The sequence below is a fragment of the Stappia sp. ES.058 genome, assembly GCF_900105595.1.
Taxonomy (GTDB): domain Bacteria; phylum Pseudomonadota; class Alphaproteobacteria; order Rhizobiales; family Stappiaceae; genus Stappia.
The window spans coordinates 3,350,074-3,373,006 of the sequence record NZ_LT629784.1; the positions used below are offsets into that span (position 1 = coordinate 3,350,074).

Consider the following 22,933-nt stretch of genomic DNA (forward strand, 5'->3'; position numbering starts at 1 on the left):
AACTTCAGTGCAAGGTCGTGTTCGATTGCAGTTTCTCGATCTCGTCCTTGAGGTGAAGCTTCCGGCGTTTGAGGGAGGCGATCTCGAGCGAATCCGTGCTTGGATGCCGCATCGCTTTTTCCAGTTCACGTTCAAGGTCGGAGTGGCGTCTCTGCAACTCTACGAGATGCGACTGAAGGGACATGGATAACCTCCTTGCCTATGCGCTTTTGACCACACGAGTGTGACACAGCGGATACCGGCTGTCGAACGCTTCCGGGTTGCATCGAGGGCAAGGTTACCCTGCGGTTACAGCGTGGTTTGCCCCCTGCGACATCGTGTCGTTTCGTGACGTCGGGAACGTCGTTTTCGTCTCTGTTGAAGACGGCCCTACCGTAAACGGCGCACGCGCTGTATCCTGCCCGGGGCGAACAAGAATTCCGCGCAGGTTTTCGCGCGGTCGCCGACATCCGGTCCGAGCCGCTTCGGACCGCACGCGTGGAGTAAGGCATGGATTCAGGCATGAGCAGCGGTCACGATGAGAACGCGGTTCGCATCGAGCTTGCAAAATTGCGGCAGGAACACCGCGACCTCGACATGGCGATCTCGGCGATGAACGAAACAGGGCGCAGCGATGCCCTTCAGATGCAGCGCCTCAAGAAGAAAAAACTCTCGCTGAAAGACCGCATCACCACGCTGGAAGACAAGCTCCTGCCGGATATCATTGCCTGAACCGCACGCTGCGCCTGACTGACACGCCAGCCACCCTTGCGCCCACCATCGCGCTGCATATAGTGCGGAGCCTTGCATGAAAGTGTCCCGACAGGCAGCGCGGGACCGAACCGATTTCGGGGTAAAGGGCGCATGACCACGACACGACCGCCGGTGGCGATCATCATGGGCAGTCAATCCGACTGGCCGACCATGAAGCACGCGGCGGATACGCTCGACGCGCTAGAGATAGCCCATGACGCGCGGATCGTGTCAGCCCACCGCACACCGGACCGGCTCTACGACTTTGCCAAAGGCGCGAAGGATGCCGGGTTCAAGACCGTGATCGCGGGCGCCGGCGGCGCGGCCCATCTTCCGGGCATGACCGCCTCGATGACCTCCCTGCCGGTCTTTGGCGTACCGATCGAATCGCGCACCTTGAAGGGTGAGGACAGTCTCTTGTCGATCGTCCAGATGCCTGCCGGCATCCCCGTCGGAACCCTGGCGATCGGACGGGCCGGAGCCGTGAATGCAGCTCTGTTGTCCGCTGCCGTTCTCGCGCTCACCGACCCCGCGCTGGCGGATCGTCTCGACACCTGGCGCGCGCGCCAGAGCGCATCGGTTGCGGAGCGGCCTGTCGACGACGCCTGATGGCCTCCGCACCCGATATGCTCCCCTTTTCCAGGGCGTCAGCAGAACCCGAACCGTCTTGCAGCCGAAGGATCCGAACATCATGACCACTCAGGCGCCGTCCCGCCCGCTGTCGCCGGGCGACACGATCGGGATCCTCGGAGGCGGTCAGCTCGGCCGGATGCTGGCGCTGGCCGCCGCACCGCTGGGCCTGAAGACGCACATCCTGTGCCCGGATCCCGACAGTCCGGCTTTCGAGGTCGCCAGCAGTTTCACGATTGCCGGCTACGACGATATCTCCGCGCTCGATGTATTCGCGGCTGCGGTCGATGTCGTGACCTACGAGTTCGAGAACGTGCCGGGACCGACGGCCGCCCACCTTGCCGAGCGGGTCTGCGTGCACCCTGGCCCGAATGCGCTTGCCGTGTCGCAGGACCGCTTGGCCGAAAAGACCTTCCTGCACGAGGCCGGCGTGCCCGTTGCCGATTTCGTCCGGATCGACGCGGCCGGGGACATCGCGCCCGCGCTTGCGCATCTGGGCGGCACCGGCATCCTAAAGACCCGACGCATGGGCTATGACGGCAAGGGACAGGTGCTTTTGCGCGAGAGCGCCGATGCCGCAGCCGCGTTTCAACAAATCGGCAAGGCCCCGTCCATCCTCGAGGCGTTCGTACCGTTCGAACGCGAGGTGTCGGTGATCGCGGCCCGCGCGGTCGACGGCACGGTGCGCGCCTACGACGTCGCCGAAAACGTTCACCGCGATCATATCCTCAAGACCTCGACCATCCCGGCCGGCATTGATGCGCAACTGGCGGCGGAGGCCCGCGCGATGGCCGAGCGCATTGCCGAGCGCCTCGATTACGTCGGCGTGATCGGTGTGGAGATGTTCGTCCTGCCGCAGCGGGCGGGCGGGCGCATTCTGGTCAACGAGATCGCCCCGCGGGTACACAACTCCGGTCACTGGACGCAGGACGCCTGCCTCGTCTCGCAGTTCGAGCAGCATGTGCGCGCGATTGCCGGCTGGCCGCTGGGCAGCGCCGAACGCCACAGCGACGTGGTGATGGAAAACCTGATCGGCGACGAGATCGATCAGTGGCAGGAAATCCTGCGCGACCCCGCTGCCGCGCTGCATCTTTATGGCAAGTCGGATACGCGCGCGGGCCGCAAGATGGGTCATGTGAACCGCATCCGCCCGCAGCGCGCCTGATCTAAACGAGCCCGAGCCGTTCGCGCGCGGCAAAGCGCCACAAAAGCACGATGGACACCGCCGCCAGCCCGAAGGCGAGCCCCCACCAGATGCCGATGCCGCCCAGTCCCAGCGGGAAGGCAAGCGCATAGGCGAGCCCCATGCCGCCGACCCAGTAGCCGATGACGGCGATGACCATCGGCGTCTTGGTGTCTGACAGGCCGCGCAGCAGGCTGCCGCCGACCACCTGCGCGCCGTCGAAGATCTGGAACACGGCGGCAATCGCCAGGAAGGTCACGCCGATCGCCAGCACCTCGTCGGACTGCGGATTGCCGAGATCGAGAAACAGCGACACGAAGGGCTCCGGCTTCAGCCAGAACGCGACGGCGCAGATCACCATGAATCCGAGTGACACGGTCAGCGCCGCCCATCCGGCACGCCCCACGCCAACACGGTCGCCGCGTCCCGCGGCGAGGCCGATGCGAATCATGCCCGCCTGCCCCAGACCGAGCGGAACCATGAAGGTGATGGAGGTCAGTTGAAGCACAATCCCGTGGGCAGCCAACGGCACGGTTCCGATCCAGCCCATCATCAGGGACGAGCCGGAAAACAGTGCCACCTCCACGAGCAACATGATCGCGATGGGCCACCCGAGCCTGAGAATTTCAAAAAACTTCGACCAGTCGCTGCGCCACAGCCGCCCGAACACCGCATAGCGACGCAACTGCCGTTGCCGGAGGGTGTAGGCGACAATGATGAAGAACGTGACGAAGGACGTTGCGACCGAGGCAATCCCCGCCCCGACCAGTTCCAGGCGCGGCAATCCGAAATTGCCGAAAATTAGAGCGTAGTCGATCAAGGCGTTGAACACCGCGCCGGCAATGGTCGCCCACAACACCACCTGCGCCTTTTCCAGGACGGTGATGAAATTGCGCAACGCCATCGTCATCAGCGTGGGAAACACGGAAAACATCATGATGCGCGCGTATTCGCCAGCGAGCGCGGCAAGGTCCGGCTGCTGGCCGAATGCCAGCAGGATGTCCGGGGTGAACCACAGGATGCCAAGCGTGGGGATCGTGTAGAAAGCAACGAACCAGAACCCCATGCGAACCGAACGGCGCACGTCGCGCGTGCGGCGTTCTCCGCGGGCCTTCGCCGCCAGCGGAACAACGGCCTGAAGCACGCCCATGCCGAACAGCCAGATGACGATATAAAGGTTGAAGGCCAGAACGGCGGCAGCGAGTTCCGCTGCACCGAGCCAGCCGATCATCACCACATCCGTGGTGTTGATCGCCATCTGCGCGACCTGCGCACCCGCAATCGGAATGCCAAGCCGCAGGCTTTGGGTGATTTCGTTGCGCCACGCACCAATAGTTTCCACCGCGCTGGGCACCCCCGGCACCGAGGCTGTCATTCTCAAATCTCCCCGATCGGACCGGCAGACCGCCCCCACGCGTCCGGCTGGTCCCCTTTCCTGTCGGCCTGTGGTATCGTGCGCCCGTTGCAGCGTCCAGTGACGTTCCAGGCGACGCTGCAACGAAAGCAAACAAAACTGACGCAAATACACACGCGAACGCGCGCATCCGGCACTTATGGCGGTGGACAATATCCCCGACCTCTGCTAACTAGACGACCTGATTAGCGACGTGAAAGCGGCGCGCCGGTGCGTTTTGCACGGTGCGCGCCAGGTTTGCAGCTGATGACAGAGGCAGACCGGTTTCGCTTCCGAGTCACACAGCGAGTCCAACTGGGTGAGATCCGGCACCGGATGCGGCAATCGCATGGGTGCAAGAACGATGGGAAAAAACGCGTGCAGGTTCTGGTCCGCGACAACAATGTCGATCAGGCGCTCAAGGCGCTGAAGAAGAAAATGCAGCGCGAAGGCATCTTTCGCGAGATGAAGCTTCGCGGCCATTACGAGAAGCCGTCCGAAAAGAGGGCCCGCGAAAAGGCGGAAGCTGTTCGCCGTGCGCGGAAGCTGGCGCGCAAGCGCGCCCAGCGCGAAGGCCTTCTGCCGAGCAAAGCACCGCGCCGCTAGTTGTTTCGGGCGGGCCTGCGCATGCCGTCACGATGTCGCGCAGGACGCCCTCAGGCAAGCGATCGCATGAGTGCCTCCGATCATCTCTTTCATCGGAATTTCGCGGACGTCGTCCTGCCCGGCTGGGAAGCCGATGCGTGACAGACAGGTACCTGTCTGTCTTGCGCATGGGTTACGAGGACAGATTTTGCGGTGCGTCGGTTCGGCGCCACAATTCTGATACAGGATTTCCGCACCAGAGCGACAAAAGCAGGTTGCGTGTTGTGCGCAGTGCAGCCGTTCTGGAAGAGACGTGAGTCTGGGGTGGAAAACCGAGGTCCGGAAGGGGCAGCAATGCAGATAGCGAAGGTGCAGCACCGGGCCTCCTTGGCCGCAGTGATTTCTTGCGGTCTTCTGCTTTCCGCATGCCAGACCGCCGGCGTTTCCGGCGTACCGATCGACAGATCCGCAGGATCGGCTGCCAATATCGATTCGCTCAACGCAGTGATCGAGGCAAACCCGCGCGATGCCGCCGCCTACAACACGCGTGGCATTGCCTATGGTCAGGCCGGTCGTTTCAACAATGCGCTGGAAGACTTCAATACCGCACTTCAACTCGCCCCGAATTCCTATCAGGCCTACGCCAATCGCGCGCTTGTCAATCGCAGGATGGGTAACACCCAAGCCGCCATCTCCGACTACAGTTCCGCGCTGAGGATCAAGCCGGACTATGACGTTGCGCTTGTCGGCCGCGGCAATGCCTACCGGACGCTAGGTCGCAATGATACGGCGCTCGCCGATTTCAATGCGGCGATCGCTATCGATTCCAGCAACGCCCGCGCGTTCCACAACCGCGGCCTGATCTATCAGGCCCAGGGCCAGCACACGCGCGCCGTCGAGGATTTCGCAACCGCGATCGGGCTCGACCCCAACGCCGCGGAGCCCTATATCGCGCGCGGCGTCTCCTATCTTGCGTTGAACGATCCCAAGGCGGCGTTCTCCGATCTTTCAGACGCCGTCAACCGGGACAAGCGCTCCGCGGTTGCCTGGGCGAATCGCGGCCTTGCTCTGGAGCTGCTCGGCAAGCCGACGGATGCACGCCGCTCTTTCAACAGGGCACTTGGCATCGACGCATCAAACGAGATCGCGCGCGACGGCATCGGACGTCTCGACCGCGGCGGCTAGCCGGATCGCAGGCGCTGCAAAGCTCACGCTTGTCGACAGGTATTCCCCAAAAGAACAACAGGCTTTTCCACAGCTGGGCCGATTGCGGCCGCAGTGCGCGGATGCTCATACCTCAAGACGCTTGCGAGAAAGCCCCGTGATGCGTTGCACCGGCAAAGCGGAGCGTGTGCGTGTGATGGATTGCGGTTCAAGGACGGTCAACACATTCGAAGGAAACCCGGACCCGCAGCCGAGATCGGGCAGCCGGCGCACCAGCGTCCGGTTCTGGGTGATCAATCGGCAACGCCTGGACTTGTCGGGGCCGAGGCCCCTTAGCCACGCGCCGCGACCCGGACACACTTCGCAGACAGCCCGCAGCCGGCTCACCCTGCCCCTTTGTGCAAAATGCCTCAGCGCAGCGCGACAACCGGAAGCAGAACGACCGCTGGGCCGTCGTCAAACCGGTCGGCCCGCGGCGCCGCGCCGGTGCCGGTGCCGGACCCGAACCGGTTGGCAAAAACGCTGCCGCCCGGCGAAAGCAACAGCTCCAGCCGGCGCTGATTGGGGTGCGACAAGGATGCGAACGTGCGGGTGCGGGTGGTCGCCGCGCCCGAAATCAACGCCGGCATCGAGCGATCCGGCAACGCCGCAAAAATCGCCAACGGGTCGCGAATGACGGGTGCGGGCAAACGGCCGGACACGGATCCGATCCGGGCGGGCGCGCCTTCAGCCGCGCTGCGGCGCCTGGGAACAGCGATGGCACCTGTCCCCCCGCCACCCGCAGAGGCGGTGACCGCCGGTGCATAGGCGAGCGTTGCGGCATTGAGATCCCCTTGCGGCTTGCGCGAGGGCTGCATCGCGCCCGTTGCAGCCGCAATCGCCGAAGCGCCATCGCCTGGAGCCGGACGCGGGAAGGCACCCGCGCCCGTCGGACCCTGACGGAGTTCCGTCGTCTTCGGCAAGGGTGTCACGACGGGCGTGGCACTCGCCACCTGCACGGGCTGCCGGGCTTCGCTCACGGGCGGGGTCGGCTCGATGGCAGGAAGTCCGCTCGCAATCCGCTGAGCCTGAGCTTCAAGTGTTCCAGGGGCAACGGATCCCGAGGTTGCCGCCGCGACGATCGCAGCAAAACCGGCCGGTTTGGTTCGCGGGCGCACCTCCGCCACAACAATCGGATCGGTGGCTGTCGGCGCCGGCTCTTCGGCCGGTTCGGGACTGCGCACGCCGGGCGGCGCCTGCGACGGAACCGGTGGCGGCGTGTTGGCCTGAACGAGGCGTGAGCGCAACGGAGCCGGCGGTGTGGGTGCCGAAGAGGTCTCTTCCTCTTCTTCTTCGTCGCTCGAGAAGATCCTAGCGATCAGACCGGGTGACCCGGATGTATTGGTGGTAGGCGGACGCGATATCCGACGGCCGGTGTCGGTGGAAATATCCGATGAATTGCGCCGGATCGGCTGGGGAGCCGCACTGGCGACGACCGTGGCACGCGACGACCCGCCGCTCTTCTTCCGTGCCAGCGCTTCCGCGTAGCGCGGCATTTTCTTGCCGTCTGTCGGGACGTGGATGGTATCGCCGCGCGGAAAGACCTTGACGAGCTGGCGACGCGTCATGCGCGGCCAGTGCCGCACGGATCCCGTATCCATATGAACGAAAGGCGTGCGCGATGTCGGATAGTAACCGACGCCTCCGACTTCCTTGCGCAATCCCAGCGCACGCAGCTTGGAGACATTCACGCCGGGAATGAAGAAGTCCATGGCGCGGCCGCGGGTGTGCTGGCTCTTCTTGGCGACCCCGCGCGACCGGCGGCGAAGCATGTTGTTGGTGGCCGGAGAGCGATAGCCCGAGACCACGTGGATCGCCTTGCTGGTTCCCGCTTTCTGGTAGACGTCCCAGACGAGATCGAACAGTTCGGGATCCATCTTGGTGATTTCGTTGCGGCGCCAATCGCGGAGGAAGCGGTTCAACTCGCGCAGGCCCGACGACAGGTATCGGCCGTTCTTCTTGAACGTGATCGTCACGCGCTCGTGTGTGTGAGTGTTGTAAAGCTTCAGCGCACGCGTCTCGGCAGACGCCGGCGCGCTCGCAAGCGACAGCAGGGACACACACACCGCCAGCGCGATCGCTGCAAGCGAGCGTGTGCGACGTCGCAGCCTGGAGAACAGTGCTTCAAGCAATGTCAGTCTCGCTAGTTTGTCGGCGGGATCGCCGAACACCCGCCCCCCGTCGGACTGGTGTAGGCGAGCGAAGTTAAGAAGCCTTTACCGTATTCAAAAATGAGCGCAAATCGTGGCAAATACGCACCACATCCAAAAAATATCGAGAATTCCGGAAAAAGGTCGCTGCGGGCCGCCCCGCCAGGCACCGGACCGCAGCGTCGAAACGCATGAGATGCACGCAAAAACCGATGCCGTCCGGCAGGTTTCCCAACCGTGACTGGCTGCGGCGGGCGGCGCTCCTATCGATAAAGATCGTTCGACCCGCGCTGACGCAACCGGAAGACCTTGGCCCGCTGTTCCCGAATCGACAGCGTCTCGACGGTCTTCTTCGGAGCGGCGGACCGGCGCACAGCAGATGCGCGCTTTACCGGCGCCGCGACGGCGAACCTCTGCCACTCCTGCCAGCCCTCGATTTCGAGCGCTTTCGTCAGACGCGCGTTGTGACCATAAATGTCCGGTCGCCTCTGGAGGCGGCCGGCCTCATCCACATGGGCCGTGAAATAGGTCAGATGCACCGGAATGTGCCGCTTCAGATCGACCCGCTTCTCGCTGCCACCGATCATTTTCTTCAGGGCAGCCGCGTTCCACTGCGGATCGAGCTGCAACAGCGCATCGGCGAAAGCGAAAGGATCCTCGACGCGCACGCAGCCATGCGAGAACGCCCGGCGCGAGCGATTGAACAGCCGCTTCGACGGCGTGTCGTGCAAATAAACGGAGTGCTGGTTGGGAAACATGAACTTGATCCGGCCAAGAGCGTTTCCCGAGCCCGGACGCTGCCGGATCCGCACCGAGCGCAGGTTCACGCCCGTCCAGTCGATCGATGCCGGACTGACCACGCGCCCGCCCGCCACGACCTCATAGTTGCGCCTCGCCAGATAGCCGGTCGGATTGGCCTGTATGGAGGGCAGCAGTTCCTGCGACGCGATGGAATAGGGAACATTCCAGTACGGATTGACGATCAGGTGATCCATCTCATCGGAAAACACCGGCGTCTGGTTCGCCGGCTTGCCGACCACGACCCGCGTTTCATAGACTTCGCGACCATCGCGAACGAGCCGTGCCTTGAATTCCGGAATGTTGACGAAAACGTGGAACGCGCCGAGGTCGCGCGGCAGCCACCGCCACCGCTCCATGTTGGCAATGATGTCGGAGATGGCCATGCCGTCGTCGGCGGTCGCATTCAGAGCAAGCAACGTGCGCGGTCCGACGATACCGTCGGCATGCAGCCCGTTTTCCGTCTGGAAGGCCAAGACGGCGTCCTTCAGACGCGCGTCGAAAAGCGTCGCATCGACAGCCGCCTCGACCGGCGCATCCGCTTCCCCGTCGACGGGTGTCGTCTGCGAAACGACGGGCGCCTGAGCAGGCGTATCCGACACCGCTTCAGCCACCGGCGTTTCGGTGCGTTCGTCGGCAGCAAGCCCCATCCGCTCCCGCAGGATCGCAACCCGCGGGTCGCGCACGCCTTCCTTCAGGACCTTGCCGGCGGGCACGACCGGCGGCGCTGCATCCTCGGCGGACGCATTGCGCAAGGCGGCAAGCTTGCGGCGCAAGGCCTGAAAGCCGGCATGCGGCGGATTGAACCCGTCGAGAACAGCCACCGGGTCTGCACTTGATGAAAGCCTATCGAGAACGACGGACAGATCGGGGCGCTCCGGCGAAGCGGTGATGTAGCCGGACAGGCTCGAGGGCTCTACACGTCCGGCCTGGGCGTGCTCGGCGTAGGTCAGGAGTGCGGCCGACAGGGCGCGTTCGAAACGTGCTGCATCATCGACGTCGAGGCGGCCAACCTGACTGAGGAGATCCGAGGGAAGCGCATAGTCGCTCGCGGAAAGACCGTCTTCTTCGGCTCTCTCCATCCGCGCCACGAGCTTATAGGCGGTCAGGGTCGGCGCTCCGGTCTCCGTCCAGATCGGCTTGAAATTCCGCGCGGCATAAAAGCCGGCAACCGCCTTTCGGGTTGACTGCGTGAGATAGGAAACGTCCGCGTCCGGGTCACCCCGGGACGCCGTGTCTTCCAAAAGCATTTGGAGAGCCGTGACCGGCTTCGGTGTCACGATCGACCGCGTTTCGACCGGGTCGGACGCGGCTGAATCGGTTGTCGCCCATGCAGGGTCCCCGGAAACGGCAGCAAGGCCGAAAAATGCCCCGGCGAGCGAGGTACGCAAAAGGGCGGAGCGAAAATTCTTCGGCATAGTCGCGGATCCTGAACACGATGAGCGGACGATGAGGTGCCCGCGAAAGCTGCTGTCGCAAGGTTAACAAGCCTGTCAAAAACGGCCGATGCAAGTCACGCGAGGGTGATCGACGCGCTATTCGGCGGCGTCGGCATCATCTGTTGCATCGAGGCCATAGTCCTTCAACTTTCGGTAGAGCGTCGAGCGACCGATAGACAACCTTCGCGCGACTTCCGTCATGCGCCCACTGTAGTGATCGATTGCCGTGCGGATCATGTCCGCTTCGATTGAATCGAGCGCGCGCACATGACCGTGATCGTCGAGACAGCGCAGGTATCCAAACGGGACCTGCCTGCCGGAGGGATCGCCGCCGGCGCCAATGGCGGGGTGGAAGGCGGAGGCAGTACCGACCTCATGGGCGGGGCCGGGGTCGGTTGGGAAACCGCTATCGACGGACCGCGCAGCACGCGAAAGGTGATCCGGCCGCGGCGGCATACCGGCTCCTGACGATCCGATGGCGTCAGACGAGACCGATGCCGGCTGTCCCGGATCCTGTCCGACGCTTGCGAGCACCTGCGGAAAGTCGTCCATCCGCAAGTGATCACCTTCGCACAGGACGACCGCGCGAAACACCGCATTTTCAAGCTGGCGGATATTGCCGGGCCAATCGTAGGCCTGAAGCATCGCCACCGCATCGGGCGCGACGGTGGTGATATGCGAACGCCCCTCCTCCGCGACGAAACGCGCCAGAAAATGGCGCACGAGATCGGGAATGTCCTCCCGACGGTCGCGCAGCGGCGGCAACCACAGCGGAAAGACGTTCAGCCGATAATAGAGATCCTCGCGAAACTGCCCGTCCTTCACCAGATCGACGAGCCGCCGGTTGGTCGCCGAGATCAAGCGGAAATCGACCTTGACCGGACGCCGCGCGCCGATCGGATCGATCTCGCCTTCCTGCAGCGCACGCAAGAGCTTCACCTGGATGTCGGGCGGAAGTTCACCGACCTCGTCCAGAAACAGCGTTCCGCCATGCGCTTCCTGGAACTTGCCAACGTGTTTTTCCACAGCACCGGTGAAGGCGCCCTTCTCATGGCCGAACAGAATCGATTCCACCAGATGCTCGGGGATCGCTCCGCAATTCACGGTGACGAAGGCGCGCGCGCGTCGTTCGCTCGTTCCCTGGATCGCGCGGGCGATCAGCTCCTTGCCCACACCCGACTCGCCCTCGATCAGCACCGGGATCTGTGAGTGTGCGGCCCGGCTGCCGACACGGATGACCCGCTCCATCGCCTCCGAGCGCGTCACGATATCGTCAAACGTAAAGGTGCCGCTCGACTGCTTGTGGATGCGGGTGATTTCGCCTTCCAGCGCCTTCATCTTCATGAAGGTGCGAATGGCGACTTCCAGCCGTTCCGGCGACACCGGCTTGACCACGAAATCCTGAGCGCCGGCACGGATGGCGTTGACGGCGGCGTCGATGCCGGCGTGCGCGGTCTGCACGATGATCGGGATCGAGGAGCGCATCTCGCGAAGGCGCGCGATCACGCCCATGCCGTCGAGTTCGGGCATCACCAGATCAAGGATCAGGAGATCGATGTCGGCTCCGTCCGGTCCCGACAGGGCCTCGACCGCCTGCGCGCCGTTTTCAACCGTTCGCGAGCGATATCCGAAGCGCTTGACCGCTTCCTCAAGCAGCCGGCGCTGCACCGGGTCGTCATCGGCGATGAGAATGCGTCCGCTTGTCGGGATCATGTAGGTGCCGCGCCTTTCGGATCTCGCCCCTGTATCAATTCGGGTCACCGTAGCGCTCGAGCGGTAAACAAATCGTCCATCTTTTCCCCGATGCGCGCCCTCGGACACGATTGGACATTGCCCTCTCCCTGCAATCCACAATATCCAGAAGGAAAGCAAAACAGTCCAAGCCCCTTCGGAGACCGCATGACATTCCCGCGCCATTGTCCGCTCCCCCTCGCTGCACGGCCGTTCATGACAAGGCCGGCCTTCGCCTCCGCAGGCCAGGGAGCCAGTACGCAGGACAACCTCGGAGAGCTGCCGGAATGGAACCTCGCCGATCTCTACCCGGCCCATGACGCGCCGGAGGTCGCCGCCGACATGACCCGCGCGACGACGGACGCGGCCGCCTTCGAGGACCGTTACAAAGGCCGGCTCGAGGACATGGCAAAACGCTCGGGCGCGGAACTGGCGACGGCGCTGAAGGAAATGGAGGCGCTTGAGGACCTGATGGGCCGCATCGCCTCCTACGCGGGTCTGTTTTATGCCGGCGACACAACCGACCCCGTGCGCCAGAAGTTCTACGGCGATGCGCAGGACAAGCTGACGGCGGCCAGCACGCATCTGATTTTCTTCACGCTGGAACTCAACCGCATTCCGGACGCGGTTCTCGATGCCGCCACGCAGGATCCGGGTCTGGCGCATTATCGCCCCTGGCTCGACGACATCCGCAAGGCGCGGCCCTATCAGCTCGAGGACCGCATCGAGCAGCTCTTCCACGAGAAGTCGGTGACCGGCGCGTCCGCCTGGAACCGCCTGTTCGACGAGACCATGGCCGGCCTGCGCTTCGACGTCGACGGCAAGGAACAAGCGCTGGAACAGACACTTACGCTGCTGCAGGATCCCGACGGCGCCGCCCGGAAATCCGCCGCGCAAGCGTTGGGCAAGACCTTCAAGGAAAACCTGTCGACCTTCACGCTGATCACCAACACGCTGGCCAAGGACAAGGAAATCTCCGACCGCTGGCGCGGGTTCGAGGACATCGCCGACAGCCGGCACCTGTCCAACCGTGTCGAGCGGGAGGTGGTCGATGCGCTGGTCGAGGCCGTGCGCGCCGCCTATCCAGACCTGTCGCATCGCTATTATGCAATGAAGGCGAAGTGGTTCGGCAAGGACACCATCGACTACTGGGACCGCAACGCGCCGCTGCCCCTGGCCGACAGCCGCAAGATCCCCTGGGAGGAAGCCCGCGCGCTGGTGCTGGAAGCCTATGGCCGGTTCTCGCCGAAGATGGCCGACATCGCCGACGACTTCTTCGCCAAGGGCTGGATCGACGCGCCGGCCCGTCCCGGCAAGGCGCCAGGCGCCTTCGCCCATCCCACGGTGCCCAGCGCACACCCCTACGTGCTGCTCAACTATCAGGGCCGCACCCGCGACGTGATGACGCTTGCCCATGAGCTTGGTCACGGCGTTCACCAGGTGCTCGCCGCCCCCAACGGCGCGTTGATGGCCCCCACGCCGCTGACGCTTGCCGAAACCGCCAGCGTCTTCGGCGAGATGCTGACGTTCAAGGAGCTGCTGCAGACCGCGGAGACACCGGAGCGCCGCAAGATCCTGCTCGCCGGCAAGGTCGAGGACATGCTCAACACCGTCGTGCGCCAGATTGCCTTCTACAGTTTCGAGCGCAAGGTCCACGCCGCACGTCGCGAGGGAGAGCTGACCTCGCAGGCGATCTGCGATCTGTGGATGTCGGTGCAGGGCGAAAGCCTCGGGCCGGCGATCCGCTTCGGCGATGGCTACGAGACCTTCTGGGCCTATATCCCGCACTTCATCCATTCGCCCTTCTACGTCTACGCCTATGCCTTCGGCGACTGCCTGGTGAACTCCCTCTACGCCGTCTATGAAGGCGCGGAAGACGGTTTCCAGGACAAGTATTTCGCCATGCTGTCGGCGGGCGGCACCAAGCATCATTCCGAGCTGCTGGCGCCCTTCGGACTGGATGCCAGCGATCCGGCCTTCTGGTCGAAGGGCCTGTTGGTGATCTCCGGCTTCATCGACGAACTGGAACGGCTGGAGGGCTGATGCCGGGCGGGATGGCAATTCGCGACGAGAGCGTGCACGCGCCCTTCGCGCACACGCCCTATGACGGCTCCTCGCAACCCTTCACCGTGGGACTGATGCCACTCGACCCGCGCGAGTGGATCGAGCCGGACCACCGTTTCGCCGAGCAGATGGCCGAAAAGGATCGCCTTTTCGCCGGAGCCGGAGAGGCTCCGGTGTTCCTGGCGGAACCGGACACACACGCGGCTCAGGCGGACGTGCTGGAAATGCTGCGAAGCTACCTGCCGGATCGGTTCCCCGAGCTCTACACACCGACGGCGACGGGCCTTCGCCTCACCGCGGCCGGGCACGACATCGATCTGGACACGTCCGGCGCGCCACCGCTCAAGACGGCGGCCCGGCTGGTGCAGGAAGATCTGGTGTTGATGCGCAAGGGCGACGATGGTTACCGCCTTGCGGCGGCCGCCTTGTGCTTTCCCTCATCCTGGTCGCTTGCGGAGAAGTTCGGCCAGTCGATGACCGGGATCCACGAGACCGTGCCGGGCTTCAATGGCGCGCGCATGGGCATGATGGTGGCGCGGATTTTCGATAATCTGCCGGTGGATCGCCCGTCCTGGCGGCTCAACTGGTCGCTTTATTCCAGCCCCGAGCTGCACCAGCCCCGCGCCAAGCGCATCGACCCGCAGGCGAGCGACCCGACCCGCATGGACCACCGGACACTGGAGAGTGGTGCGGCGGAGTTTCCGCTCTTCGTGCGCGTCGAGCGCCAGACCCTGCGGCGCCTGCCGACAAGCGGCGACATCCTCTTCACCATCAAGGTGCATCACGACCCGGTCTCCGCCTTCGCCCGCCATCCAAACGGCGCGGACCTTGCCGAAGGACTGCGCGCACAACTGGAAGCCCTGAACCCCGACCAGCTCGCCTACAAGGGGCTGACCGGCGCCCGCGCGGCGATCATGGGCTTGCTGGACGATCTTGCGCGGATTGCCGGCAGGACGTGACCGGTGCCTGGTGTCCTGGCAATCCGGTATATGCTGGCGCGCGTAGATCCGTGAGACTGTGATCACACAACCTGCACCCGCCATTTCCCTTTCAACGGAGACCTCCAATCCATGCCGACCACGCCGCCTCGCGATCGGGAACAGAACCGCATGAGTGCCCGGGTCGGCCGCTACGCAAGGGTCGGCGCGAATGTCGGCGGCCTGGCCGCAAAGCTCGCAGGCGCACGCGTCTTCGGCTATGAGGTCGACAACGAAAAGCAGGCGGCGGAACTGGCCGCCGCGCTCGGCGGCCTCAAGGGACCGCTGATGAAGGTTGCCCAGCTTCTTTCCACCATTCCCGACGCCATCCCGCCGGAATATGCAGCCGAACTGGCGCAACTCCAGTCCGATGCGCCGCCGATGGGCTGGCCCTTCGTCAAACGGCGCATGTCGGCGGAGCTTGGACGCGACTGGCAGTCACGTTTCAAGGAATTCGACCGTGCCCCGGCGGCGGCCGCCTCGCTTGGCCAGGTGCACCGCGCGGTCTCGCAAGACGGCGCCCCGCTGGCCTGCAAGCTGCAATATCCCGACATGGCCTCGGCGGTGGAAGCGGACCTCAGCCAGCTTGGCTTGCTGTTCTCGGTCCACCGGCGCATGCAGCCGGCGATCGATACCCGCGAGATCGCCCAGGAAATCGGCGAACGGGTGCGCGAGGAACTCGACTACAAGCGCGAGGCGAAACAGATCGCCGCCTACAGCGAGATCTTCAGGGACGAGGCCCGCATCCGCGTGCCGGCCGTGCATGACACACTTTCCACGGGACGTCTCCTGACCATGAACTGGCTGGAAGGCGCCCCGCTCTTGTCGTTCAGGGACAGCCCGCTGGAAGAGCGCAACCTGCTGGCGGAGACGATGTTCAAGGCCTGGTGGCACCCCTTCAGCCACTTCGGCATGATCCATGGCGACCCGCACCTGGGCAACTACACGGTGTTCTCGCAAGACGGCGCGCCGGCGGGCATCAACCTGCTCGACTACGGCTGCATCCGCATCTTCCCGCCGGAGTTCGTGGCCGGCGTCGTCGATCTCTACCGCGGCCTTCTGGAGGAAAACGAAGCACTGGTGGTGTCCGCCTACGAGCGCTGGGGCTTCAAGGGGCTGACACGCGACCTGATCGATATCCTCAACATCTGGGCGCGGTTCATCTACGGCCCGCTTCTCACCGACCGCGTGCGCTCGATCGCCGACGGCGTCAAACCGGGAGAATACGGGCGCAAGGAAGCTTTCCGCGTGCACCGGGCCTTGAAGGAGAAAGGCCCGGTGACTGTCCCGCGCGAGTTCGTGTTCATGGACCGCGCCGCCATCGGGCTGGGGGGCGTGTTTTTGCACCTGCGCGCCGAACTCAACTTCTTCCGCCTGTTCAACGAGCAGATCGAGAGTTTCGAAACAGCCACCGTGCAAGGACGCCAGTCCAAGCTGCTGTCATCGGTGGGTCTGATCCCCTGATCTGAAACCTGGAGCTATACACCCGCAAGAACACGCCAGGCGTGCACTGCAAAACAGCGCGTTGCCGTGACACCCTTAGCTGTTATAAGTAGCCGCAACTTCTTGAACGAGCCATCTAAGAGGAACCCATGTCCGATCAGACGTCACCGGCAATGGACTACGCAGAGCACGAGCGCACCTACACCGGCTTCCTGAATTTTTCGAAAGTGGCCATTGTTGCCGCGATCAACGTGATGATTTGCCTGCTTCTGCTGACCTTCGGCGGCGGCGGCGCGGCGTTTTTCGGAACCGTCTTGATGATCGCGACGTTGATAGCCGCAGGGGTCGGCCTGTTTGCAGGCGCCAATGGCTGGGTGCCTTCTGCGGTGATCACGCTGGTTTCGGGCCTGCTTGCGATCATCACGCTTGCCTGAGCCGGGCCACAGCACTCAAATCGACTTAAGACCGGGAGGATACAGCCGATGAAACTCGCAGTGCCCCGCGAAAGCGAGGCAGGAGAACCGCGCGTCGCCGCCACGCCGGATACCGTGAAACGCTTCGTTGCACTCGGATTCGACGTCGCAGTCGAAAAAGGCGCAGGAGCCCTGTCCCGGATTCCCGATGCCGACTTCGAAGCTGCGGGCGCAACGCTCGCCGCCGATGCAAAGGCCACCCTTGCCGACGCAGACGTCGTGCTCAAGGTCCGCCGTCCCTCGACGGACGAGTTGGGCCTGACGAAAAAGGGCGCGCTTGTTATCGCCAGCATGGACCCCTACGGCCACGACGACGCGGTCAAGGCCATGGCCGAGGCCGGCATTGCCGCATTCGCCATGGAGTTCATGCCGCGCATCACCCGCGCGCAGTCGATGGACGTTCTGTCGTCCCAGGCAAACCTTGCCGGCTATCAGGCGGTAATCGATGCATCAGCGGAATATGACCGCGCGATGCCGATGATGATGACGGCCGCCGGCACCGTGCCCGCAGCGCGTGTCTTCGTCATGGGCGCGGGCGTCGCCGGCCTTCAGGCGATTGCCACGGCACGCCGTCTCGGCGCTGTCGTCACCGCGACCGACGTGCGCCCGGCCGCCAAGGAACAGGTGGAATCGCTTGGCGCGAAATTCGTCGCTGTCGAGGATGACGAGTTCAAGCAGGCCGAGACCGCCGGCGGATACGCCAAGGAAATGTCGGACGAGTACAAGAAGAAGCAGAACGAACTCGTGGCGACTCATATCGCCAAGCAGGACATCGTCATCACCACGGCGCTGATCCCCGGCCGCCCGGCACCGAAGCTGATCGACGCCGCCATGGTCGCATCGATGAAGCCCGGCTCGGTGATCGTCGATCTTGCGGTCGAGCGCGGCGGCAATGTCGAGGGATCCAAACCCGGCAAGATCGCCAAGTCCGGAGACGTCAAGATCATCGGCCATTTGAACGTGCCCGGACGGATCGCGGCTTCCGCATCGACGCTCTATGCGAAGAACCTCTTCGCCTTTGCCGAAACGATGATCGACAAGGAAGCCAAGGCGATTGCGGTCAATTGGGACGATGAACTCGTCAAGGCGACCGTCCTGACCCGCGACGGTCAGGTCGTGCACCCGGCGTTCGCGCCGGACACCAAGTAACAGGGGGGTCAGATGACGGAACAAAGCGCTACGGAAACGCTTGAACGCGCCAGGGCTGCGGCCGAAACGGCGCGTGACGCGGCGGACACCGCGCAAGCCGCGGCAGATGCCGCGCAAGGCTACGCAGACCAGCTCGCAGGCGGGATGGGAGATACGATCGCTCACGCCGCCTCGGCGGCAACGGGCGGGGCGATCGATCCCTTCGTCTTCCAGTTCACGATCTTCGTTCTGGCGATTTTCGTCGGCTACTACGTGGTCTGGTCGGTGACCCCGGCCCTTCACACGCCGCTCATGTCGGTAACCAACGCCATCTCGAGCGTCATCGTCGTCGGCGCGTTGCTCGCCGTCGGGGTCGATCTCGCGGCCGAGGGCGCGGGCTACGCGCGCGGCTTCGGCTTCATCGCCCTGATCATGGCCAGCGTGAACATCTTCGGCGGCTTCCTGGTCACCCAGCGCATGCTCGCCATGTACAAGAAAAAGCAGAAATAGGAGGCCGGACACATGCTTTCCGCCAATGTCACGGCCGTCCTCTATGTGATTTCGGCTGTTCTCTTCATCCTGGCGCTGCGCGGGCTTTCAAGCCCTGAGACATCGCGCCAGGGCAATTTCCTCGGCATGATCGGCATGGCCATCGCCATCGTTACGACGCTGCTCACCGCCGCGCCCGGCGCCGGCGGCCTCTTGATGATCCTTGCCGGTCTTGCGATCGGCGGCGGGATCGGCGCCGTCACCGCCAAGCGGGTCCCGATGACCGCCATGCCCCAGCTCGTGGCGGCGTTCCACTCGCTCGTCGGCATGGCCGCCGTGTTCGTGGCCGCCGGTGCACTCTACGCGCCGCAGGCCTTCGGCATCGGCGTGACCGGCCAGATCCCGGGCGCGAGCCTTGTGGAAATGTCGATCGGCGTCGCCATCGGCGCGATCACCTTCACCGGCTCTGTTATCGCCTTCGCCAAGCTTGATGGTCGCATGTCAGGCACTCCGATCATGCTGCCGATGCGCCATGCCATCAACGCAGGCCTGGCACTTCTGATCCTCGTTCTGATCGGGGTCTTCGTGCAGGGCGAAAGCCACACGGTCTTCTGGGTGATCGTGATCCTCTCGCTGATCTTCGGCGGGTTGATCATCATCCCGATCGGCGGCGCGGACATGCCCGTCGTTGTCTCCATGCTCAACTCCTATTCGGGTTGGGCGGCGGCCGGCATCGGCTTCACGCTCGGCAACATGGCGCTGATCGTCGTTGGCGCGCTGGTCGGTTCCTCGGGCGCGATCCTGTCCTACATCATGTGCAAGGGCATGAACCGCTCCTTCATCTCCGTCATCCTCGGCGGCTTCGGCGGCGACAGCGTCGCGGCGGCCAGCGGCGGTGCGGAAGAGCGGCCCGTGAAGCAGGGCTCGGCGGAAGACGCCGCCTTCATCATGAAGAACGCCGGCAAGGTGATCATCGTGCCCGGTTACGGCATGGCGGTGGCCCAGGCGCAACACGCGCTGCGCGAGCTGGCCGACACGCTGAAGGAAGAAGGCGTGGAGGTGAAATACGCCATTCACCCCGTCGCCGGCCGCATGCCCGGCCACATGAACGTGCTTCTGGCCGAGGCGCAGGTGCCCTATGACGAGGTCTTCGAACTGGAGGACATCAACTCCGAGTTCTCTCAGGCCGATGTCGTCTATGTGATCGGCGCCAACGACGTGACCAACCCGGCCGCACGCGACGATCCGCAGTCGCCGATCTACGGCATGCCGATCCTCGACGTCGACAAGGCCGGCACGGTGCTCTTCGTCAAGCGCGGCATGGGCTCCGGCTACGCCGGCATCCAGAACGAGCTGTTCTTCCTGGACAAGACGATGATGCTCTTCGGCGACGCCAAGAAGATGACCGAGGGCATCATCAAGTCGATGTAAGTCTTTGTCGCCAATGACTTGAAACACAAACGGCGCGTCCGATCCCGGGCGCGCCGTTTTCCGTCGCAGGATCTTGTCCCTTCAGAAGATCGCGAAACAGCTTCGCCGCGCCGGGGGAAGCCGCACGTCCCCGCGACCGGCTTCGTCGCCTCACGTCAGGACCCTCGATGCTGCAGCTTCGTTTCTTGCGCCGGCCGCCGCCGCGTCTCGATCTCTTCGCAGAACGCCGGAATATCGGTCGCCGCCATCGAGTGCGCGAACAGAAACCCCTGTACAAGCTGACAACCGACTTCGCGAACGAAGAGCAGTTGCTCGGGCGTCTCGATGCCCTCGATCAGGGTCTCGGCGCCCAGCGTATCGGCCAACTGCATGATGCCCTGGACGATGCTGGCCCGGATGCGTTCGTCGCCTTCCAGCACGAAGGAGCGGTCGATCTTCAAAACATCCGGCTTCAATCGCATCAGATAGGCGATGTTGGAGTAACCGGAACCGAAGTCGTCGAGCGCCAGCCGGACGCCGAGGTCGGCGAAGTCGGAGAGATTGGCCGCGACCTGCGCGTTGTCGATCAGGAGAACACCTTCCGTGATCTCGATCTCCAACTGTCGCGCCGTCAGTTCGTGTCGAGCAAGCGCAGCAGCCACTTGCACCGCAAGGCCCGGTTTCTGGAAGGTGCGCGGCGACAGGTTGACGGAAACGCGGATCCGCCGGCCCTCCCTGTTCCAGGCGGCGGCCGCGCGGCAGGCCTCGTCGATCACGAAACCGTCGAGTTCCGCAATCTGGTCGCCCTCCTCGAGGATGGGAATGAACAGGCCGGGGGGAATGATCGTGCCGCTCGCGGCATCGCGCCACCGCACCAGGGCTTCGGCGCCGATCACGGTGTCGCGTCCGATATTCACCTGCGGCTGGAACTCGAGAAACAGATCTCCCGCGGCGAGCGCCTGAGGCAGCGAGCTACGCAGGGCTTCCGCGCGATCGCGTCGATCCGAGATGCCCGCCTCGTAAAACACCTGCCGCCCGCGTCCGCGCGCCTTGGCTTCGTAGAGCGCGGCATCCGCCGCGACCATCGTCTCGTCGATCGTCGCTCCGTCGTGGGGCCAAAGGGCAATTCCGCAACTGAAACGCAGCGGAATCGTCTCCCCCTTGGAAACGAGGACCGGGGGATCCGCCATGAGCTCGGCGATCCGCGCCGCGACTTCTTCCCGTCCTTCCCCTTCGATCGCGAGCGTGGCCAGGAATTCATCGCCGCCCCAGCGCGCAACGATGCCGCGGTCGCCGAAACGCGCCACCAGCCAGTTGGCGGCCGTTTTCAGCAACGCATCGCCGGCCAGATGACCATGACGGTCGTTGACGACCTTGAACCGGTCGAGATCGAAGATCAGCAGAGCATGCGGTCGTCGCGATCCGGCAGCGGCCATCCCACTGGCCCATTCGGTGAACCCGCGCCGGTTGGCAAGGCCGGTCAGACTGTCGCGGCCGCTGGCCAGCTTGAGTTCGGCAACCATCCGCCGGTTGCGCCATCGCAGTGCAAGCGAGATGAAAGACAGGACCAGCAGCATGGTGACACTGCCGATCACCTCGAACCACGCACCGGCGGAATTCTCGGCCCTTTGCTTCAGGGCCTGGTCGATTTCGCCTTCGATGCGGCGCATGTAGTCGCCGGTCTCGCGCAGGAGTTCGGCACTAATGCCGCGCAGGCGGGTGAGCGTCGCGTCATCGAAGGCGGTCTCGCCGGACGCGAGCCGGTCCAGACCCTCCAGGAGCCTCCACGCAACCGGTGCCACCTCGGAATCCGGTTCGACCAGCGGGCCCCGCGTAAGTCCCGACAAGACCTCGAACCGGATGTGCAGATGGTCGGCCGCGTTCGAGACCAGCTGACGCGCCTCCGGTGTCGCCACGTTGACCCGCAGCGCCTGCAGCATGCCGTCCACGCGTGCAACCTCCGCGAACGTGTATCGCATGTGACGGATCAGGTACTGTCCCGCATCCGGCTCCGGCTGATTGAGCGTGGTGACCCCGCGCAGCGCCACGAGCGTCGCCACCACGCAGGCGCATGCGACCGCCACCAGGATCAGCGACGGCAGGACCGAGCGGCGATAAGGCAGGTGCGAAGGGGTCTGTCCGCGTCCCTTCACCATTCAATCTCGGTAATCAGCCAGACGCTGCGGTCGATGTATGTGCGCCCGGCCAGCTCCGGATAGCGGTCGACGGGATAGATGATCCGCGCCGGACCGCGTTTGCGCAGCGTCAGCGGCGCGCCGTCGGCGCGCGTCGCGAAGACGATGGGCCAGCTTCCCCAGTCCTTGCGCGGAATATCCGCAGCATACCCGTCGGACGCGCGCACGACCAGGATCTCCGCCTCGCCGGCGCCGATCATGCGCACGAGATCGGACAGAAGCACCCCCTGAAAGGCGGTCACAGGTTCGTCCGGGCTTGCGCGTCCTTCGATCTCGACCGTCGGGAGGCGGCGTTCGATCTCGTCGATCGCCAGCTTTCGCGTCGTGCCCTCCTGCGTCAGCAGGATGTGCGCCGCGTTCCCCGGACCTTGTTCGGAAGCGTCCGAGGCCCGCACCGGCACGGTCCCGGCGAGAAAGACACTGCAGCAGAAAACGACTGCCAGGATCCTCAAGACGGGCATGCGATCCTCCATCCCTCGACGTCCAAACACACGTCGCGCACAGTGCACGGAGCCGGACGGTAGCTTGCAGCCGTGAATGCAAGCTTAACTCAGCGGCAGGATTTCGCGCATTACAACGCGCTGTCCATGCGTCGCCCGACGAGTCACGTACATGAAGGTAGGATGATTCGCTTCGGAAGTTGCTGCGGTGGCGATTTGTGGACGCCTTCCCCGGCAGCGCCCTATGTTCGCAAGGTGCGCTTTGCATGCGCCCCCCCGATGCGCTGGCAGATGCGCGACTGCCGGTCCGTCGAGGCCTTTTGGTGCTCGGGCTACGGGCGCGCCGACGGCGACGGCGTCCCGCGTGAAAACGTCTGCTCCACACGCCGGCAGGTCGCAAAAATCATGAAAGAGATAGGGTGTCGAAAATAACCGGCGCACGGAAAACCCGCGCGCCGGATGCGACGGTC

General features: G+C 64.2%; 19 protein-coding genes. 12 read left to right on the forward strand and 7 right to left on the reverse strand.

The features are described 5' to 3' along the window. Window positions 1-4: 4 nt before the first annotated feature. On the reverse strand, window positions 5-184 hold the full coding sequence (locus tag BLU32_RS15560) for a YdcH family protein (protein WP_093808443.1): 180 nt from the start codon (window positions 182-184) through the stop codon (window positions 5-7). Window positions 185-501: 317 nt separating this feature from the next. On the opposite strand from BLU32_RS15560, the gene BLU32_RS15565 reads away from it, so the two are divergent. The 3 genes from BLU32_RS15565 to BLU32_RS15575 all read left to right on the forward strand — a co-directional run bounded on the left by BLU32_RS15565 (window position 502) and on the right by BLU32_RS15575 (window position 2,527). Further along, entirely contained in the window at window positions 502-711 is a 210-nt protein-coding gene (locus tag BLU32_RS15565; protein WP_093811123.1) for a YdcH family protein, read from the forward strand. Window positions 712-843: 132 nt separating this feature from the next. Continuing rightward, complete coding sequence (purE, locus tag BLU32_RS15570; protein WP_093808445.1) at window positions 844-1,341, forward strand: 5-(carboxyamino)imidazole ribonucleotide mutase; 498 nt, start codon at window positions 844-846, stop codon at window positions 1,339-1,341. Between the two features lie 82 nt (window positions 1,342-1,423). After that, window positions 1,424-2,527, forward strand: a complete 1,104-nt coding sequence (locus BLU32_RS15575; protein ID WP_093811125.1) for a 5-(carboxyamino)imidazole ribonucleotide synthase — start codon at window positions 1,424-1,426, stop codon at window positions 2,525-2,527. A gap of 1 nt (window position 2,528) precedes the next feature. Here BLU32_RS15575 and BLU32_RS15580 read toward each other — a convergent pair whose 3' ends face one another. After that, window positions 2,529-3,920 (reverse strand): MATE family efflux transporter, encoded by a 1,392-nt coding sequence (locus BLU32_RS15580; RefSeq protein WP_093808447.1) that lies wholly within the window; start codon window positions 3,918-3,920, stop codon window positions 2,529-2,531. A gap of 396 nt (window positions 3,921-4,316) precedes the next feature. Between BLU32_RS15580 and rpsU the strand changes: the two genes are divergently transcribed. Together rpsU and BLU32_RS15590 are read left to right on the forward strand one after the other, a co-directional pair. After that, window positions 4,317-4,544 carry a 30S ribosomal protein S21 gene (gene rpsU, locus BLU32_RS15585; protein WP_093811127.1) on the forward strand — a complete coding sequence of 76 codons (228 nt, stop codon included), beginning with the start codon at window positions 4,317-4,319 and terminating at the stop codon, window positions 4,542-4,544. Window positions 4,545-4,877: 333 nt separating this feature from the next. Then, window positions 4,878-5,708, forward strand: a complete 831-nt coding sequence (locus BLU32_RS15590; protein ID WP_093808449.1) for a tetratricopeptide repeat protein — start codon at window positions 4,878-4,880, stop codon at window positions 5,706-5,708. Between the two features lie 389 nt (window positions 5,709-6,097). Here the strand turns inward: BLU32_RS15590 and BLU32_RS15595 are convergent, their stop codons facing one another. The 3 genes from BLU32_RS15595 to BLU32_RS15605 all read right to left on the reverse strand — a co-directional run bounded on the left by BLU32_RS15595 (window position 6,098) and on the right by BLU32_RS15605 (window position 11,826). Then, the gene (locus BLU32_RS15595) at window positions 6,098-7,792 is read right to left on the reverse strand and encodes a DUF882 domain-containing protein (RefSeq protein ID WP_371326975.1); all 1,695 of its coding nucleotides are present in this window, start codon (window positions 7,790-7,792) and stop codon (window positions 6,098-6,100) included. Window positions 7,793-8,139: 347 nt separating this feature from the next. After that, window positions 8,140-10,092, reverse strand: coding sequence for a murein L,D-transpeptidase (locus BLU32_RS15600; protein ID WP_208976900.1), 1,953 nt, complete (start codon window positions 10,090-10,092; stop codon window positions 8,140-8,142). Between the two features lie 117 nt (window positions 10,093-10,209). Continuing rightward, on the reverse strand, window positions 10,210-11,826 hold the full coding sequence (locus BLU32_RS15605; protein ID WP_093808453.1) for a sigma-54 dependent transcriptional regulator: 1,617 nt from the start codon (window positions 11,824-11,826) through the stop codon (window positions 10,210-10,212). Between the two features lie 234 nt (window positions 11,827-12,060). Here BLU32_RS15605 and BLU32_RS15610 point away from each other — a divergent pair, with 234 nt between their 5' ends. The 7 genes from BLU32_RS15610 (at window position 12,061) to BLU32_RS15640 (ending at window position 19,849) form a co-directional block, all read left to right on the forward strand. Then, window positions 12,061-13,887, forward strand: a complete 1,827-nt coding sequence (locus BLU32_RS15610; RefSeq protein WP_093811133.1) for a M3 family oligoendopeptidase — start codon at window positions 12,061-12,063, stop codon at window positions 13,885-13,887. Further along, complete coding sequence (locus BLU32_RS15615; protein ID WP_244501718.1) at window positions 13,887-14,867, forward strand: DUF3445 domain-containing protein; 981 nt, start codon at window positions 13,887-13,889, stop codon at window positions 14,865-14,867. Before BLU32_RS15610 ends, BLU32_RS15615 begins: the two co-directional genes overlap by 1 nt. A 111-nt stretch (window positions 14,868-14,978) precedes the next feature. Then, on the forward strand, window positions 14,979-16,349 hold the full coding sequence (locus BLU32_RS15620) for an AarF/ABC1/UbiB kinase family protein (protein ID WP_093808455.1): 1,371 nt from the start codon (window positions 14,979-14,981) through the stop codon (window positions 16,347-16,349). 128 nt (window positions 16,350-16,477) lie between these two features. After that, window positions 16,478-16,762, forward strand: a complete 285-nt coding sequence (locus BLU32_RS15625; protein ID WP_093808457.1) for an aa3-type cytochrome c oxidase subunit IV — start codon at window positions 16,478-16,480, stop codon at window positions 16,760-16,762. A 48-nt stretch (window positions 16,763-16,810) separates the two neighbouring features. Further along, window positions 16,811-17,950 carry a Re/Si-specific NAD(P)(+) transhydrogenase subunit alpha gene (locus BLU32_RS15630; RefSeq protein ID WP_093808459.1) on the forward strand — a complete coding sequence of 380 codons (1,140 nt, stop codon included), beginning with the start codon at window positions 16,811-16,813 and terminating at the stop codon, window positions 17,948-17,950. 12 nt (window positions 17,951-17,962) lie between these two features. Continuing rightward, the gene (locus BLU32_RS15635; protein WP_093808461.1) at window positions 17,963-18,439 is read left to right on the forward strand and encodes a proton-translocating transhydrogenase family protein; all 477 of its coding nucleotides are present in this window, start codon (window positions 17,963-17,965) and stop codon (window positions 18,437-18,439) included. A 12-nt stretch (window positions 18,440-18,451) separates the two neighbouring features. After that, entirely contained in the window at window positions 18,452-19,849 is a 1,398-nt protein-coding gene (locus tag BLU32_RS15640; RefSeq protein ID WP_093808463.1) for an NAD(P)(+) transhydrogenase (Re/Si-specific) subunit beta, read from the forward strand. A gap of 155 nt (window positions 19,850-20,004) precedes the next feature. Here the strand turns inward: BLU32_RS15640 and BLU32_RS15645 are convergent, their stop codons facing one another. Together BLU32_RS15645 and BLU32_RS15650 are read right to left on the reverse strand one after the other, a co-directional pair. Beyond that, entirely contained in the window at window positions 20,005-21,984 is a 1,980-nt protein-coding gene (locus tag BLU32_RS15645; protein ID WP_093808465.1) for a bifunctional diguanylate cyclase/phosphodiesterase, read from the reverse strand. Beyond that, entirely contained in the window at window positions 21,978-22,484 is a 507-nt protein-coding gene (locus tag BLU32_RS15650; protein WP_157727710.1) for a hypothetical protein, read from the reverse strand. The genes BLU32_RS15645 and BLU32_RS15650 overlap by 7 nt, the downstream gene beginning before the upstream one ends. Window positions 22,485-22,933: the final 449 nt, after the last annotated feature.